At 48.0% G+C, this 16,573-nt stretch carries 14 protein-coding genes; 9 read left to right on the plus strand and 5 right to left on the minus strand.

What is annotated here, in order from left to right; genetic code table 11:
* Positions 1-10 precede the first annotated feature (10 nt).
* The 3 genes from DEU29_RS06590 to DEU29_RS06600 are packed head-to-tail and all read left to right on the plus strand — an operon-like array spanning position 11 to position 5,112.
* On the plus strand, positions 11-1,153 hold the full coding sequence (locus DEU29_RS06590) for an exonuclease SbcCD subunit D (protein WP_133539463.1): 1,143 nt from the start codon (positions 11-13) through the stop codon (positions 1,151-1,153).
* A complete protein-coding gene (locus DEU29_RS06595) occupies positions 1,150-4,218 on the plus strand; it encodes an AAA family ATPase (protein ID WP_133539464.1) in 3,069 nt (1,022 codons plus the stop codon). Before DEU29_RS06590 ends, DEU29_RS06595 begins: the two co-directional genes overlap by 4 nt.
* 3 nt (positions 4,219-4,221) lie before the next feature.
* Positions 4,222-5,112 (plus strand): MaoC family dehydratase, encoded by an 891-nt coding sequence (locus DEU29_RS06600; RefSeq protein ID WP_133539465.1) that lies wholly within the window; start codon positions 4,222-4,224, stop codon positions 5,110-5,112.
* Here the strand turns inward: DEU29_RS06600 and DEU29_RS06605 are convergent.
* Genes DEU29_RS06605 through DEU29_RS06620 form a run of 4 tightly spaced genes read right to left on the minus strand, consistent with a single transcriptional unit; the run spans position 5,109 to position 8,310 of the window.
* A complete protein-coding gene (locus DEU29_RS06605; protein ID WP_133539466.1) occupies positions 5,109-6,377 on the minus strand; it encodes a metal-dependent hydrolase family protein in 1,269 nt (422 codons plus the stop codon). The genes DEU29_RS06600 and DEU29_RS06605 overlap by 4 nt on opposite strands.
* Before the next feature lie 17 nt (positions 6,378-6,394).
* Positions 6,395-6,835 (minus strand): Rrf2 family transcriptional regulator, encoded by a 441-nt coding sequence (locus tag DEU29_RS06610; protein ID WP_133539467.1) that lies wholly within the window; start codon positions 6,833-6,835, stop codon positions 6,395-6,397.
* A 21-nt stretch (positions 6,836-6,856) separates the two neighbouring features.
* On the minus strand, positions 6,857-7,789 hold the full coding sequence (locus tag DEU29_RS06615; RefSeq protein WP_133539468.1) for an META domain-containing protein: 933 nt from the start codon (positions 7,787-7,789) through the stop codon (positions 6,857-6,859).
* A 2-nt stretch (positions 7,790-7,791) separates the two neighbouring features.
* Positions 7,792-8,310, minus strand: coding sequence for a GAF domain-containing protein (locus DEU29_RS06620; RefSeq protein WP_133539469.1), 519 nt, complete (start codon positions 8,308-8,310; stop codon positions 7,792-7,794).
* 163 nt (positions 8,311-8,473) lie between these two features.
* On the opposite strand from DEU29_RS06620, the gene DEU29_RS06625 reads away from it, so the two are divergent.
* Positions 8,474-10,618, plus strand: a complete 2,145-nt coding sequence (locus tag DEU29_RS06625; protein ID WP_133539470.1) for a TonB-dependent receptor family protein — start codon at positions 8,474-8,476, stop codon at positions 10,616-10,618.
* A gap of 69 nt (positions 10,619-10,687) precedes the next feature.
* Here the strand turns inward: DEU29_RS06625 and DEU29_RS06630 are convergent, their stop codons facing one another.
* Positions 10,688-11,617, minus strand: a complete 930-nt coding sequence (locus tag DEU29_RS06630) for an ATP-grasp domain-containing protein (RefSeq protein WP_133539471.1) — start codon at positions 11,615-11,617, stop codon at positions 10,688-10,690.
* A gap of 75 nt (positions 11,618-11,692) precedes the next feature.
* On the opposite strand from DEU29_RS06630, the gene DEU29_RS06635 reads away from it, so the two are divergent.
* The 5 genes from DEU29_RS06635 (at position 11,693) to pgsC (ending at position 16,563) form a co-directional block, all read left to right on the plus strand.
* Positions 11,693-13,057: an SLC13 family permease gene (locus DEU29_RS06635; protein WP_133539472.1), complete on the plus strand. Its 1,365-nt coding sequence runs from the start codon at positions 11,693-11,695 to the stop codon at positions 13,055-13,057.
* Positions 13,058-13,122: 65 nt separating this feature from the next.
* Complete coding sequence (locus tag DEU29_RS06640; protein WP_133539473.1) at positions 13,123-13,461, plus strand: zinc ribbon domain-containing protein YjdM; 339 nt, start codon at positions 13,123-13,125, stop codon at positions 13,459-13,461.
* Between the two features lie 22 nt (positions 13,462-13,483).
* Positions 13,484-14,686, plus strand: a complete 1,203-nt coding sequence (locus DEU29_RS06645; protein WP_133539474.1) for an ectonucleotide pyrophosphatase/phosphodiesterase — start codon at positions 13,484-13,486, stop codon at positions 14,684-14,686.
* Between the two features lie 96 nt (positions 14,687-14,782).
* Positions 14,783-15,991, plus strand: a complete 1,209-nt coding sequence (gene pgsB / locus DEU29_RS06650) for a poly-gamma-glutamate synthase PgsB (protein ID WP_243734503.1) — start codon at positions 14,783-14,785, stop codon at positions 15,989-15,991.
* Complete coding sequence (pgsC, locus tag DEU29_RS06655; protein ID WP_133539475.1) at positions 15,988-16,563, plus strand: poly-gamma-glutamate biosynthesis protein PgsC; 576 nt, start codon at positions 15,988-15,990, stop codon at positions 16,561-16,563. Before pgsB ends, pgsC begins: the two co-directional genes overlap by 4 nt.
* Positions 16,564-16,573: the final 10 nt, after the last annotated feature.

Consider the following 16,573-nt stretch of genomic DNA (forward strand, 5'->3'; position numbering starts at 1 on the left):
TTAGGCAGTAATGCGAATATTACACACTTCGGACTGGCATTTAGGCCGTATTTTCCATCAGTTTTCATTAATTGACGAGCAACGCCACGCGTTGCTTCAGATTATCGAAGCCATTGAAGTGCATAAGCCGGAGGTGGTGATCATAGCCGGCGATATTTATGACCGTTCGATACCGCCGGCCAGCGCTATTGGGCTTTTTAATGAATTTGTCGACCAATGTATCGGTACTCTCAAGGTGCCTATTATCGCTATATCCGGAAATCACGATGGTGCTGAGCGGCTTGGCTTCGCAGCCAACCAGCTTAAGCACTCGGGTCTCCACTTGGTCACGTCTTTAGACCAAATGCAGAAGCCGATTACCTTAGCCGATGAGTATGGAGACGTCGATTTTTGGGCAGTGCCGTTTCACGATCCTGCGCAGGTTGCCGATTTTACCGGCTCGCCGCAAACAGACTTTAATCAAGCCCACTGTTCACTCATCGAGCAGCTACCGATTAATAAAAAGTACCGTAACGTGATGATTAGCCACTGCTATTTAGATGGCGCCAACGAGTCTGAGTCAGAGCGTCCACTAACCATAGGTGGCGCGGATCGGGTGGACTGGAAAATTTTCAAACCATTCTGCTATACCGCGTTGGGTCATTTGCACCAGCCTCAATATAAAGGACAGGAATCCATCCGTTATAGTGGCTCCTTACTCAAGTACAGCTTTTCAGAGCAACACCATAATAAATCTTTTACCATGGTCGATATTGGCCCGGATGGCAGCAATAAAATTACACTACTACCTTTAAAACAACGTCGTGATCTCCGTGTTATTCGAGGCACCCTCGAAGAACTCGTTAACGCCGCCAAAGACGATGTTAACCATGAAGATTTCATTCAGGCGGTATTAACAGACTCGCAAGCGTTGCTCAATCCTATGGCGCGCTTAAGAGAGCACTACCCCAATATTCTCGAGTTGAAAAAAGAACGCTTTGAAACGCGAACAGGGCAGGATTATGCCCGCTCCAGTGAGCAGCTCAAACGCACCGATTTGGATATATTTAACGACTTTTTTGAACAGGTTCACGAGCAAAAATTGACCGAGCAACAAACTAAGCTGTTGCAAAAAACGCTGGCAGCGATTAACGAACAGGAGAGTTCGTCATGAAGCCCGTGTTATTGTCGATGCAGGCATTTGGCCCGTTTGCACAGCGGGAAACTATCGATTTTGCAGAACTTGGTGAGCATCCGCTATTCTTGATCAATGGCCCGACCGGTGCCGGAAAAACTACCTTGCTGGACGCTATCAGTTATGCCTTATTTGGTAAAACTACCGGCGCCGAGCGGCAAGGTGAGCAGATGCGCTGCCACCACGCAGCTGCCTCAACTGCCACCGAAGTCGATTTTATTTTTAGCCTTGGCAACGACCTGTACCGGGTTAAGCGTTTGCCGGCCCAACAACGACCGAAGTTGCGGGGAGCCGGGCTAAAAGATGATGTAGCAAATGCTTCGCTGTGGCACATTAAGCCGGGAATAGCAGCTAGGCTCGATCTCGACCAAGATGACATGACGTTACTAGCGAGTCGTAAGGTTAAGCAGGTGACGCAAGAGGTCGAGCGTTTAATTGGTCTACAAGCGGACCAATTTCGTCAGGTTGTGGTGCTACCGCAAGGCAAATTTCGTGAACTACTAACCGCCGATGCCGGCCAGCGCGAAGAAATCTTTGCACAACTTTTCCAAACTCACCGGTACTTGTTAATTGAGGAGAAATTAAAGGATGCCGCGCGCGATCTTAAACAACAAGTACAAGAACACGAGAGCAATTTAAAAGCACTATTACGTAACGGTAATATTGAGAGTGAGCAACAACTCATCGATAAAATTTCTGAACAAGCAGCGGCGCTGGATATTGCGCTCAATAATAAAGACAGCGCCGCAGAACAACTGCAAAAACAACGTGAACTCTTTCAACAAGCAGTGCAGTTGCAACAGCAGTTTGAACAAAAAACTCAGTTACAGCAGCAGTTATCACAACTTAATAAAGATGCTGAACAAATAAACGAAAAACAAGCGCAATTAAAACGTGCTCGCGCCGCACAAGCGGTCACTCCTACAGCGCAACGATTTGATTGGCTCAAAGCAGAGCAAACTCGTATTGCTCAGCAACTGCAAGCCAATGAAAAACGGCATGCGGCACTGGTAACGGACAAGCAACATGCTGAAAAACAATACCAACAAGCGGCAACAGAGGATGCGGAGGGCAAACAGTTACAACGTCGAATTGAGCAATTATCCAGCTGGCGGCCTAAGCTTGAATCATTAAAAGCGCTGCAGCGGCAATATGCTGAAGTCACTGAGTCACGCAACGCGCAACAAGGCGAGATTAACCAGCGGTATCGCGCTAAAGAAACCTTAAACGAACAATTAACTACTGATAGCCAAGCTCGCCAGGCGCTTTCTGAAACACTGTCTAAGCATCAGAATATCGAGTCCCAACGCCAACAGCTTAGCTATGCCAAAAAGCAGCAACAAAACTCCGTTAATCTTAAGCAACAACAGCAACAACTTAACGACCAACAACACGCCATAAAAGAGCAGCTGGATACCCAACAGCAACAGACGAAACAGTCTGAACAGCATGCCCAGGCGCTGGAGCATACCTGGTATCAACAGCAAGCAATCAGTTTGGCCGAGACACTCAAGCCCCGACAACCGTGTCCCGTTTGTGGATCCAGACAACATCCGTCACCCGCGAGTTCAGGTGATGAGCCCTTGGTTACTCATGAGCAAGTTGTAAACGCCCGCCGGCAACATCAGCAGCAATTACAGGCACAGCAAAAGCTTGAACGTAGTCTATTGCAAAACCGCCAAGCATCAGAATTCGTGCAAATACAAATCGAGGAACTGGGTAACGTAAAGACGGAAGCAGAACTTACCAGCGCGCAGCAAGCACTTGAGCTAACAACAGAACAACAGGAACAACAAAGAGCTCACTATCAGACGTTGGAACATCGCATCACCGAGAACCGAGAGCAGCTTGACTCGATCGCACTAGAATTGAAGCAACTCACCGATAAATTAAAGGAAACCGACATAAATCAAACGAAGATTGGTGAGCGGCTTAGTAGCCTGGAGCAGGAGATCCCTGAAGAGTTCCGCTCTCCTGAACAAGTAGAGCGCACCCTAAAGGAACTACACAACGAACTGCTACAAAAACAGACTGCGTATCAGAAGGCCTCCGAGCGACGCCAGCAAGTTTTAGAGCAACTCTCAGCAGTCACGGCAAAACATGACGACCTGACACAACAACAACACGAAAACAGTGAGGAAACCCTTGCAGCCGAAAAAGAACTGTCGCAACAGCTCGACGAGCGGGAATTTAAGTCTCTTGATGAATACAAAGATGCGATAATGCCCGATCAACGCTACCAACAAACTGAACAGGAAATTCAACTCTTTCAGCAACAGCGCGCCAAAATTTCAAGCTTACTTGAGGAGCTTGACGCGACCCTGGGTAAACAACAGCAACCTGATTTGGACACTGCCAAACAACAGTTACAACACCATGAGCAGCAATACCAGCAAACAAACGAAGTTTGGCTGAACACACGTGACCGCCTGCGTGAACTGGAGACGCTGTTAAATCATGTTAATAACAGTAAAAAACATGCAGAAGCGCTTCATAAGCAGTATGCTGTTCAGGGAACTTTAGCTGACGTCGCCAATGGCCAAAATGCACAACGCTTAAGTTTACACCGGTTTGTTTTGAGTGTACTGCTTGACGACGTGTTGACCGTCGCCTCACAACGGTTGGAAAAAATGACTCATGGCCGTTATCAACTGTCACGCGAAAGTCAGGTTGCTGATGCTCGCTCGGCCGGCGGATTAACAATTCTGGTAGAAGATGCCTATACCGGCCAGCAGCGTAGCACCAAAACCTTATCCGGTGGCGAAGGGTTTATGGCTGCGCTCGCATTAGCGTTAGGATTATCGGATGTTGTACAAAGTTACGCTGGCGGCATTAAGCTCGATACATTGTTTGTAGACGAAGGCTTTGGCAGTCTCGACGAAGAGGCGCTTGATATGGCAATTGATACACTCGCAGAATTACGAGCGAGTGGTCGGACTATTGGAATTATCTCGCATGTGAGAGAATTAAAGGATCGGTTGCATGATCGTATTGATGTAATTCGCGAACGCAACGGTAGCAGGATAGAATTGAGGACAAATTAGCGGATGGATACGGTTAGTTCACAGGCTCAACGATTACCGGCTATGCCCGGGATGCTGGCCAAATCGTTACTCACATTAAATCGTGTTGATGATACTGCAGCAGACAAAAGCGAACTACATGACAAGTTTGCTATCGAAGCCGTTAGTGCAAAGCAACGTCAAGGCTTCCACGATATTTTTGGCGGCTTTAACAGTGATGTTCCGTTATCGCTTTTTTATTGCATGGCCCAACGCACTCACTTGGCACAAATGCTTGATCAGCGTTTTCCCTGGCCGGCTCCCGGCCTCGTTCATGTTAATAACAATCTTGAACAACACGCCACCATAGACGCCACACAAGGTTTTTCTATTGACGCGCACGTTGGCATTCCTGCCAGGGGCCCCGATGTGTCGCCGCGTCGCCTACGCCCCCAGTTTACGGTTAAGTTTTATCAAGACGATAACCTCGTTGTAACCTGTAAGAGTACCTACCAGGTAATGAAAGGTCAGGCATCAGAGCGTTCAGGTAAAAAAGCAACAAAAGTTTTCGAGCCTGCTGAGGGCTGGGTTAATCACTGCCACTGGCAGCTCGGGTCTAGCATGGGGCGGCGCTACGCTCGTATATCCGGTGACTTTAACCCAATTCACCTGCATACCTTAACCTCTCGCTGGTTTGGCTTTAAAAAACCTATTATTCATGGCATGTACATGATGGCGCGAGCTCAGGCTGAAATAGAGAAGGTAAGTGGTAAAAGCGCACAACGGATTGACGTAACCTTTAAACGCCCGGTAGTACTACCTGCTCGTGTTCAGTTATGGCTGAACAAAGAAGCCGGCCAGCACCGCTATGAGGTTCGCAGCGCTGACCACTCTCAAGTGCAACTTGATGGAACAGTAAAGTTAAGCGCTGACTAGCGCTTAATAATACGTCCGTCTTTCATCACAAAATCAATACTCTGTAACTGCTTGATATCCTCAAGCGGGTTACCATCAACGGCAACGATATCGGCATACTTGCCTGCAGCAATCACTCCTAATTTATCGTTTTTAAGAATTCCTGCTGCCACCGTTGTCGCTGCCTGTATCGCTTCTGCTGCCGGCATTCCGGCTTCCACCATATATTGGAATTCCAACGCATTATCACCGTGAGCAGACACACCACTATCGGTGCCAAACGCAACATTCACGCCTGCGCGATACGCTTTAGCGAAGGTATCTTGAATTAGCGGCCCGATTTCGGCTGCCTTTGGGCGAACAACATCAGGGAAGTAACCATCAATTTTTGCTTTTTCGGCAACAAACTTACCGGCCAGGATTGTCGGCACTAAATAAGTCCCGTTCTCTTTCATTGCCGCGATCACTTCGTCATCCATGTAAGTACCGTGCTCAACAGTTTTTACACCCGCTTTAACCGCACGCAACATACCTTCTTTACCATGAGCGTGAGCCGCTACGTGAAAGTTATAGTCGTCAGCAATTTCAATTAACGTTTTCAATTCATCTTGAGTGAACTGCGGGTTTTCACCACTAGCTGCCATACTCAGCACGCCACCCGTTGCGGTTATCTTGATAAAGTCTGCGCCCTCTTTATAGTGTTGGCGTACCGCTTCTTTAGCGTCTTCAGGGCTGTTTATTACACCTTCGGTAGGTCCGGGACGGCCCATCAATTCGTCTTTAACACCATTTGTTGGATCAGCATGCCCACCCGTTGTTGCCAGTGATTTACCAGCGGTATAAATACGTGGCCCTTGCACAGTGCCCGCATTAATAGCATCACGTAGCGCAATGGTTACGTTATACGAATCACCGGGGTTACGCACTGTGGTAAAGCCGGCTTCAAGGGTTTTCATACCGTAATTTTGCGCAATAAGCGCCAGGTCCGCCGCACCTTGCGTAAACCGATTTAAATAAGACTGAGGCCCAGACTGCCCATCCAGGTGCACGTGCAGGTCAATCAACCCGGGTAAGCACGTCATATCACTTAAGTCGACCATATCTGCATCCGTGGGCGCAGACCGCGTCACTGTTTTAATCTCGCCAGCTTCAACTTCAATATAATGCTCGCCACGTAATTCACCGGCTTCACTATCAAACACATTACCGCAATGTAACCAGTCCGCAGCACTAGCTTGCGATGCTGTTAACGCCAGGGTGACTCCCAGTGCTATCTTTTTAATCATTATTATTCTCCTAGGTGCTACTCGCTTTTTAATTCAGTTTGCCAGAGAATCTGAATATCCTCAGGCTTTTTAACTAACGAGGCTATGGTGTACTGGGACAAGTGCCGGTAAAACACCTCTTTACCTTCGTTAATGATGTGTTTTAGCTCACAGACAGGAAAAATTGCACATTGGGGGTTATGGCAATCTATCCAGTATTCATCGCCCTCTAGACGTCGTATTAAATGGTCAAGGCGAATTTCGTCAGCCGGCATTGCTATCTGAAAGCCGCCATTTTTACCACGGCGGGTCTCAATAAAGCCTTCTTTGCCCAGTTGGTGGATAACCTTGTTTAAATGATTGCGCGGTGCGCTGAAAGTTTTACTCAGCTCATCAATAGTTACCAACCGAGTTTGCTGCTTTGCCGCCAGGTATATCAACACTCGCAGGCCATAGTCTGTGTACTTCTTTAATTGCACATTAAACCTCGTGGTCAGCTGTTAATATTTAGGCGCGAAAGTAAGTTGCTGACCGCTATTCACCTTCAACACTAGCTTATCTTCTTTTATGTCAATTTTTGACGTATTGTTCAAGTTCTCGATGAATTTTTGTGCAAACGTCATCGAGGCTTGCGAACACATTCGTTTGGTTGCGCCCTGAACATTTAAGCGCGGAATTTCTCCGTCAACGCTATAATGACCAAAAAACCGATTACAACCGTCCGTTCCCACCAAACGCCCCTCGGTTAAGAACTGCAGCGATGGCTTATCCAGCATGCTGCCTGAAGAGCCCGTCATTGCAGACAGCTGCCAGGGTTGTCCCTGAATGAGTTGCGTTGTTTCGCCGCCGCAACCTCTGTATTCATTGCCCTGTAAGACAAGTTTTACTGAGTACGGAGATGCTTTCCCACTCATAGAGTCATAGCAAATACTAGTGTTAATCCGTAACTGACCGACCTCTTCACCGGCAGCACGTAACGCAATTAACCAGTCGTTATCGTCATCATACGCAGTCGGACTCGCTGCGAATTCCAACTCTTGTTCGGGAGTAGTGTAACTAACGTGGTCGCGGTTAAGGGTAAGCAGCCAAAATGGTTCGTTACCGCTGAACGCCACGTTATTAGGCAGCTTGCCCTGTTCAATACATAGCGGCAGGTTTTCGTCGTGCCAGGTGACCGTTGCCTCGGAGCCTTTGCTCCAGTAACTCGTTCTTCCATCGTTGCTCTTGAAGTGCGCTCCCGACGCTGCAACAACCTGTTGTAACTGCTGTTGCTGCCCACGCATTGCAAGTGTGACTGTTTCGTTAGCGAATGTGGCCGTCACATCCTGGATGCCACACTGGTAAACAATTTCTTTAGCATGGTCAGAAACACTACTGCAGGCCAATATTACTGAAGTTGCTGACAGGATTAACAGGTTGCGATATACATTCATGCTCAAAATGGACCTTTATTTGTGGTGTGCTTTAGTGCATGCAACTCAATGAGTTTTTCCGTTTGGTGCGCTAACAGGTCAAGAATTGAACGTTCTCTTTCGCTTAGCTCTCGCGGACGCGTATCCATAATACATAGACTACCCAGCACTTCGTCGCCGACCGGACATAAGGGCGAGCCCGCATAAAAACGAATGAAAGGCTCTTCGGTTACCAAAGGATTATCGAAAAACCGATCATCAAGCATGGCATCCTCAATCACCATAGTCTGAGGGTCCTCGACGATATGCGCACAAAAAGAAACGTCCCGGTTGGTTTCGCACACGCCCAACCCAATACGTGACTTGAACCACTGACGATCCTCGTCCAACAGCGACACCGCTACCATAGGCACGTCAAATAGTTGTTTAGTTAGCATAACTAAATTATCAAAATCTGAGCTTTGTTCGCTATCTAAAATAGACAAACTATTCAGTATCGCTAATCGTGATGCCTCATTGGCTGGCTTGGCTGCTGGTTTCACGTCTACTCCTCTCAGTAATTTTGAAGTGTCATTCTACGTCCTTACTAACGGATTAAAAGACATTTAGAAAAATGCATTATGCTATTGCGAATTATTCTCATTGTGATTATTATTCCCATCGAAAAATAAAAACACTTTTTAAAAGCTGTAAACAGGGGTAACGATGAATAAATCACTGCTATCAACTGCTGTAGCCGCTGCGCTGCTTATGTCATCACAGACGCTGGCTAGCACAGCACCGGAAGTTGAGACCAACATCGAGCAAATTAAAATTATTGGTACTAAACAAGACTCTCGAGCGACTGCTGGCTCCAGCGCAGTTATTGATGAAGAGCAAATGCGTATCGAAGTACCAAGCGATATTAATCAGCTAATGAAAACCATTCCCGGCGTTTATGTTCGCGAAGAAGATGGTCAGGGGTTGCGCCCAAATATCGGTATCCGCGCTGCCAGCGCTGGCCGTGTAAGTAAAGTCACCCTATTAGAAGACGGTATTATGATGGCGCCAGCGCCATACTCTAACCCCGCCGCCTATTACTTCCCTACAACGCTGCGAATGTCGGCAGTTGAGGTCTTAAAAGGTGCGCCTCTGTTACGTTATGGCCCCCAAACCACAGGTGGCGTCTTAAATCTTGTTAGCACCCCTATCCCTGAGCAATTTAGCGGGCAAGTACTAACAGAGTTCGGTGAGTATGCCAGTAGTGACATTCATGCCCATGTTGGCGGCACCGAAGGCGACTTTGGCTTCCTGCTGGAAACGGTGCAACGCAATAGTGACGGTTTTAAAACAATTGACCGTTCCGAACGAGATGCCGGTTTTGCTATTCAAGACTATGTTGCAAAATTACAATGGCAAGGCGATCGTAGCAGTCTGCTTGCCAAGCTGCAGTATTCGGAAGAAGAAAGTAACGAAACCTACCTCGGCCTGACCGACGCTGATTTTAGTGCCGATCCAAACCGTCGTTATGGCTTATCCGAAATTGATCAGATGGACAATAAGCATGAGGGCTACAGTGTCCATTATCGTTTTGAAGCAACAGAAAGTCTAAGCGTTAGTGCAATCGGTTATTACAACGATTACAAACGTAATTGGTTTAAGTTAGACGGCGGCAATAGTTACATTAATGCTGCCAATGCTGGTGATACTGAAGCGCTTGCGATTCTGCGCGGTGACCGCGACGAAGTCGGGCTCGAATACAAAAATAATAACCGTGCCTACGAATCTAAAGGCATTGAGCTAAATATAAACTGGCAATGGCAAAACCATGACATTGAGGCAGGATTGCGCGACCACAGCGACGAAATGGATCGCTATCAACCCGTTGCAGTTTATGATCAAGTTAACGGCAGTCTGGTTTACCAGGACATGATTGCTCCGACTGGCGGTAATAACCGCCTGGAAGGTGCTGATGCGACAGCGTTTTGGTTAACAGACCAATGGCAAGTTAGCGACGCACTAACGGTTAATTTGGCACTGCGCCACGAAGACGTAGAATCTTACCGTTTGCAATATGCGGATCCATCGCGCACAGCACTCGATAGCACGCGTGGCAATAGCAGCGATGAATGGTTACCGGGCGTATCTTTCACTTATCAGCTAAACCAGCAGTGGCAGATGCTCGCTGGTGCTCATCGGGGCTTTTCGCCACTCGGTGGTGGCGCGAGCGAAAATCAACGCCCCGAAACCAGCGACAACTATGAATTCGGTGCGCGCTATAGCGATGGTTCTTTCTTTGCCGAAGCCATTGCTTTTTACAGCGACTTTAACGACACCACACAACAATGCTCCATTGCCAACCCTTGCGACAACGGCGCTGAATCAGGCTCTTACGTGCTGGGCGAATCAACCGTGGCAGGCCTGGAATTGCAAGCAAGTCAGTTGTTTGAATTTGGTCAGTTCGCTATGCCCGTCGATTTCACTTATACCTACACTCAAGGTGAAATTAAGGGTGATAGCCTTGTAACTGGCTTAATGGATGGCGACGAGCTGAACGACATTCCACAAAACACGTTCAGCGTCCGCGTTACACTAGATAACAATGAAGGCTGGACCAACTATGTTGTCGCTAAGTATATCGACGAAATGTGTGTATCAGTCGGCTGCAACCGTAACGACAGTGCCTTTGCTCGTACTGATTCGTTATTTGTCACCGACATCGTCAGCCGTTACGAAGTCAATCCGAACATGGCAGTTTACCTGAAAGTCGAAAATCTCTTTGACCAACAGAAAATTGTTGCTCGCTCACCACACGGTGCGCGTCCGAATAAGCCGCAAACCGCGTCATTAGGTGTCGAGTACTCGTTCTAAAGTACAGGTTTTAAAATGCCGACCTCTCCCTGGCATGTTGAGCTGGCCCCGAGTTAGGGCCAGCTTTTTTTAACCTGCAAGACTAATCAAATAATCAGCCAGGGCACCCATTCCCGTTGCCTTAACCTTCGCACGTTGTTCTGCAGGCTGGTTGTAGTTGGTGTTAGTATTCACGTCATAAACGTATAATTCACCCTGCTCGTTTTCGATAAACTCGATACCAGCGACATCAATATCATTGCTACGCAGAAAGTTTTCCAGTGAGCGAATGATTTCATGTTCGTTAAAACGCCTGCTAATAGTAAATTTATGCGAAGTCTGGTCAGTGGGACAGATTTGATCCTCGATGGAACAATTATCGGCCGGGCACAATTCAAAACCGTCTTCGGTATTTACCTCGACCGCATAAACAAAGCGCTGGCCAACAAATTCTGCTCGGGTTATATGCGGCTTTTTAGGCTGAATATACTCCTGCAATAACCAGGTTCCGTCTAATGGTTCTTGGTAATCGCCACTAGCAACAAAAGACTCTAGTGCAGTTAGCGATTCAAACCGCTGCACACCCAACCCCTTGCCGCCACGGTTAGGCTTGAGAATCAACGGCCATTTAGCGAATTTTTCGGCCGCTCCTGCTAGCTTCTCTTTACCCACCACAGCTTGGGTTTTAGGTACCTGCAAACCAGCTCTCTGTAACGCGGCATACTGAGATAATTTGCAGATCTCCAACGCTAGCACCTGACTGCCGTTCACCACGGTGCGATTCTGACTTTCCAGCCAGGTCAATACCAGCTTGGTTAGCTCAGGCGCATATCGATGGCCCCGCGTGTGCGATGATGCGCTCATACGGTTGTAATAGACTGCGTCTGCAGGGGTGTCGGTAAAGGGCACCACACCCTCATCCAAAAACCACTCTTTTGCCTCGACGCCCCGTTCTTTAAATGCTTCGCGCAACGGTGCCAGCCATTCTTCATTTTCATGAAGAACTACAATTTCTCTCATGAATGCCTCTAAAGGTTTATTTTTAACTGCATTACATTACACTCGAGACCTTAACTACGATCAATAGTGAATCGAATGAAGCATATTCTATTAGCACCTATCAGTGCTTTACTAAGCCTTTTATTTGCTACGCAAATGGGCATGCCTCTGGCCGCCGCATCAGCGCTGGCGGTTATTATTTGGGTTGCCTGGTGGTGGATTAGCGAATGTATTCCCTTACCGGTTACCTCACTGCTGCCTTTTATCTTGTTACCGCTCGGCAATATTTTAACCCCCGCTGCAGCAGCTCAAGCCCTGGGTGATAACATCATTTTGTTATTTATGGGCGCCTTTATGTTGGCAAAAGCGGTAGAGGCCAGTGGCGTTCACAAACGCATAGCATTGGGTCTGGTGGCGCGTATGGGCACCGGAAACGGTCGTAAAATTATTATTTCGTTTATGGTCGCTACCGCGTTTTTGTCCATGTGGATTTCTAATACGGCTAGTGTTCTCGCTTTGCTCCCTGTGGCCTTGGCACTTATCGATGCCACTGACGATAAAAACTTCCAGCGGGCGCTGCTGCTAGGGCTGGCGTACGCCGGCTCGCTGGGTGGAATCGCAACCTTAGTCGGCACGCCCCCAAATTTAATTTTCGCCTCAATTTATCAAAATATTACTGGTCAGGAATTTGGCTTCACACGCTGGCTGGGAATAGGCTTACCACTGGTCATACTCGGCTTGCCCGTAATTGCACTGTGGCTAACCCGCAACGTCAAACTCGCAGAGCCACTGCAGTTACCACAAAACACCGCCATGACAAGCTACGAAAAACGCGTTCTCGCTGTATTTGGCGTGGTTGTTTTTCTCTGGGTGACCCGCACTAGCCCGTTTGGCGGCTGGACCGGACTCATGGGTTTGGGTAGCTTAAATGACGCAACCGTCGCCTTAGCCGGCGTCGTCGCAATGTTTGTAATACCCTCGGGACATAATGACAGCGAAAAACTACTTGATTGGAATCTTGCCAAAGACATTCCGTGGGGCATTTTATTGCTATTTGCCGGTGGCATCTGCCTCGCAAAAGGAGTCATGCAAAGTGGTTTAGGTGACATTATTGGCAGCTCGCTAACGGCGCTGGGAGGATTACCGGTTTGGCTACTTGTTTTTGTATTGGCTATTGTGGTGTCCTTTGTTACCGAGGTCACCTCGAATACCGCTACTGCAACTCTACTAATGCCTATTTTAGCGGCTACCGCCTCCGCCATTAACTTACCGATTGAACTACTCATGATCCCGGCGGTTATTGCCTGTAGCTGCGCCTTTTGTATGCCCGTCGCCACGCCCCCCAATTCCATCGTATTTGCCTCGAATCGTATTACCATTAAAGAGATGGCACGGGAGGGCTTCATACTCAATGTGTTGCTGGCTCTGGTTACCACGATCGTTGTTATGATCTTTGTCTAGCCCACTGCACTGTGGGCTGTTTTTGGGTATACTCGCAACCACTTCTCTATTGTTAAGGATACCTAATGAGCGACTTCCCCGCCTGCCCAGAATGTAAATCGACCTTTACCTATCATGATGGCACGCTACTTGTCTGTCCCGAATGTGGCCATGAATGGTCTGAAAATGAGCCTGCAGAAACCGATACAAAACCTGAATTCCGTGATGCCAATGGTAGCCCACTTAATGATGGCGACACGGTCACTGTCATCAAAGATCTAAAAATTAAAGGCTCTTCTTCGGTCGTGAAAGTGGGAACCAAAGTTAAAAATATTCGTCTGGTGGATGGCGATCATGATATCGACTGCAAAATTGACGGCATTGGTGCAATGAAACTGAAATCTGAATTTGTTAAAAAGGTTTAACGCTTAAAAAACAGGTCATCCTATGAAACGCTTTTTGCTTAGCCTTTGCCTATTCTTCAGCTTAACCGCCCTAGCTGAAGAGCAGACCGTTGTATTAATCTCAATTGACGGATTTCGCCACGATTACATCGAAAAACACGATGCAAAAAATATCAGAGCCATTGCCGAAGCGGGCGTTAGAGCAGAGGGACTCATTCCGGTTTATCCATCTAAAACATTCCCTAACCATTTATCGATTGTTACCGGCCAATATCCCGCTAATCACGGCATTGTCGACAACAATTTTTACGATAAAGAACGCCAGCAACGCTACAGAATGGGGGATGGTGTCGAGGACAGCACCTGGTTAACGACGCTACCTATTTGGAACCTGGCAGAGTTTCAGGGTGTAAAAGCGGCAACCTTTTTTTGGCCCGAATCTGAGGCAAGAATCAATGGCCGTACAGCAAGTTATTACTACAATTACAGCACCCCAACACCTAACCGCCAACGGGTCGAACAAATTATTGATTGGTTAAAACTGCCCGCGGCAGCGCGTCCTCGTATTGTTACCGGTTACTTTTCGGTCGTCGATACCATGGGGCATCGCTTCGGCCCCGATGCGCATCAGGTCAAAGGAGCGGTGCAGCATGTCGACCAACTGATCGGCGAGCTATGGCAGCGGTTAAACAATGAGGTTGATGTACCCGTTAACTTAATTTTAGTCTCTGATCATGGCATGACCCCTATCAAAGCCGACCAAATGATTGATGAAGATTCGTTACCGGTGGATAAGTCACTATTTGAAACCGTCAACTCACAAACGCGCTTTATGCTCTACGCCAAAGAAGGCACCACTGAAGCGCAAATCGCGGCGCAACGCGAGCGCTTGCTCAAACTGCCTAATAAAACGTTTAGCATTGAGTCAAACCAAGTCTTGTCATCGTTAGGCGTTAAGCCCGGTCCGCGTAAAGCAGACATCATATTAGCAGCCGAAGCCCCGGTTACTTTTACCGGGCGCCCACCAGAAAGCCGGAAAGATGGGGGCACACACGGCTTTTACGGTAATCGCGATATGGATGGCATTTTTATTACCGCCGGCCCAGCGATCAATGCCAACGCCGAACTTGATCGGTTTAGCAATATACACATTTACCCGTTTATGGCAGAGCTACTGGGTCTAGAATTAATGACAGAAATTGATGGCGATAGCGAGGTATTGGCGCCGTTAATCAACAACAATTAAAGCTAAGGCTAATTGTAAAGATCCCTAAATTCATTGGTCTTTTTCTTAAATTTTCGCTATTAACTTAACATACAAGTTTGTATGTTAAGGAGAGCGATGATGGAAGTCCCTGCATTGCTGGCCATCGTCATGGGTCTCTGGGTTGCGCTGATATTGGCTGGCGGACTCGAGGCGTTAAAACACCGATGGCTGGTTAACCGCATTCCGGTGCGGGTTCACGTTAACGGCACGCGCGGAAAAACCAGCGTCACCCGCCTGATCGCCGCAGGCCTGCGAGCTGGCGGCAAGCGCGTCTGCGCGAAAACTACTGGCTCTGCGGCCGCCGTTACCGACCCGGACGGGCGCGAATTCCCCATATACCGCATTAGCGGTGCCAATATCATCGAGCAAATGCGAACGCTCAAGCGTATGGCAAAACTAAAACCAGAAATTGTCGTCATGGAGTGTATGGCGTTGCAACCGCAATATCAGTCGCTTAGCGAATTGCGTATGGTACGTTCGAACGTCGGTGTCATTACTAATGCGCGCCCTGATCATTTGGATGTGATGGGGCCTGGCGAAGAAGACGTCGCTCTGGCTTTAGCCGGTAGCACCCCAGTCAAAGGCGATCTGTTTACCGCTGAGCGTGACCTACTGCAAACCTTTGATCATTCATGCAAAGACCGTAACTCCACGTTGCATGGCGTCACCTTGGATGAAGTCGAGGCGATATCCGACGACACCATGAGCAAATTCCAATACGCCGAGCATAAGGAGAACGTTGCACTCGCACTCAAAATTTGTCAGCACCTGGGGGTAGAACGGGCAGCAGCGCTTGAGGGAATGACAGCCTTAGAACCTGAGGCCGGAGCGATGCAGGTTCTGCACATCAACTATTTTAAACGTGAAATCGTTTTTGTTAACGGATTTGCCGCAAATGACCCTGAATCGACCGGCAAGATTTGGGAAAACATGGTGGAAAAGTTCGGCGCTGAACGACGCAAAATTATGTTGATTAACTGCCGCGCTGACCGACCTCATCGCTCTCAGCAAATGGCCGAGGAAGCGGGTCAATGGACCACTCCCGATAAAGTTATTTTAATGGGCTCCGGCTGCTTTGTGTTTGTGCGTAACGCCGTTAAGCACGGCCTAGATCCCGAGAAACTATTAGTCCTGGAAGGCGGTGATACGGTTGATATTACTGAAACCATTCTAGAAGAATCCGCTAGCAACGCGCTGGTTGTCGGTATGTGTAATATTCATGGTGGCGGTGAAGAAGTTGCGCGCTTCTTTCAAAACCGTGCTGTCAAAGAGGAAGACTTATGATTGCACTCAATATTTTAGCCGTTGCTATTGGCGTCGGCCTGTTTTTTACGTTGCTGTTAACACACACGCTTGGCTTAGCCGCAGGCGGTCTGGTTGTACCGGGCTATGTCGCCCTACAACTGACCGATCCTTTAAGCCTGGCGATAACGCTGCTAGCCGCATTGATCACCTACTTAATCGTCAAAGTTATCGCTAGCTTTGCCATTATTTATGGTCGCCGCCAAACCATTATTATGATTTTGACAGGCTATCTTATTGCCGGTCTCTTTGATTTGTTTATAGGCAACCTGGTTAATTGGGCTGACTTACAAATGATTGCCGGCGGTGACGATTCGCAGGCACGTGTCGGCATGCTGGAGTCGACAGTCATGATGTCGGTTATGGAAAGCAGCATCATCGGTTACATCATTCCCGGATTAATCGCCATTTGGTTTGAGCGGCAAGGTGTACTGCAAACATTATGCGGACTGGCTGTAACTGCTGTGCTGGTGCGCTTAGCGTTAATTGTCATCATGCCAGAGTCACTAAAAATGTATGAAGCTAGCCAAGCTTTTCAAATGCCCGGTTGGTAACAGGAGACCC

It is taken from the genome of Idiomarina aquatica (assembly GCF_004362895.1).
In the GTDB taxonomy this organism is placed as follows: domain Bacteria; phylum Pseudomonadota; class Gammaproteobacteria; order Enterobacterales; family Alteromonadaceae; genus Idiomarina.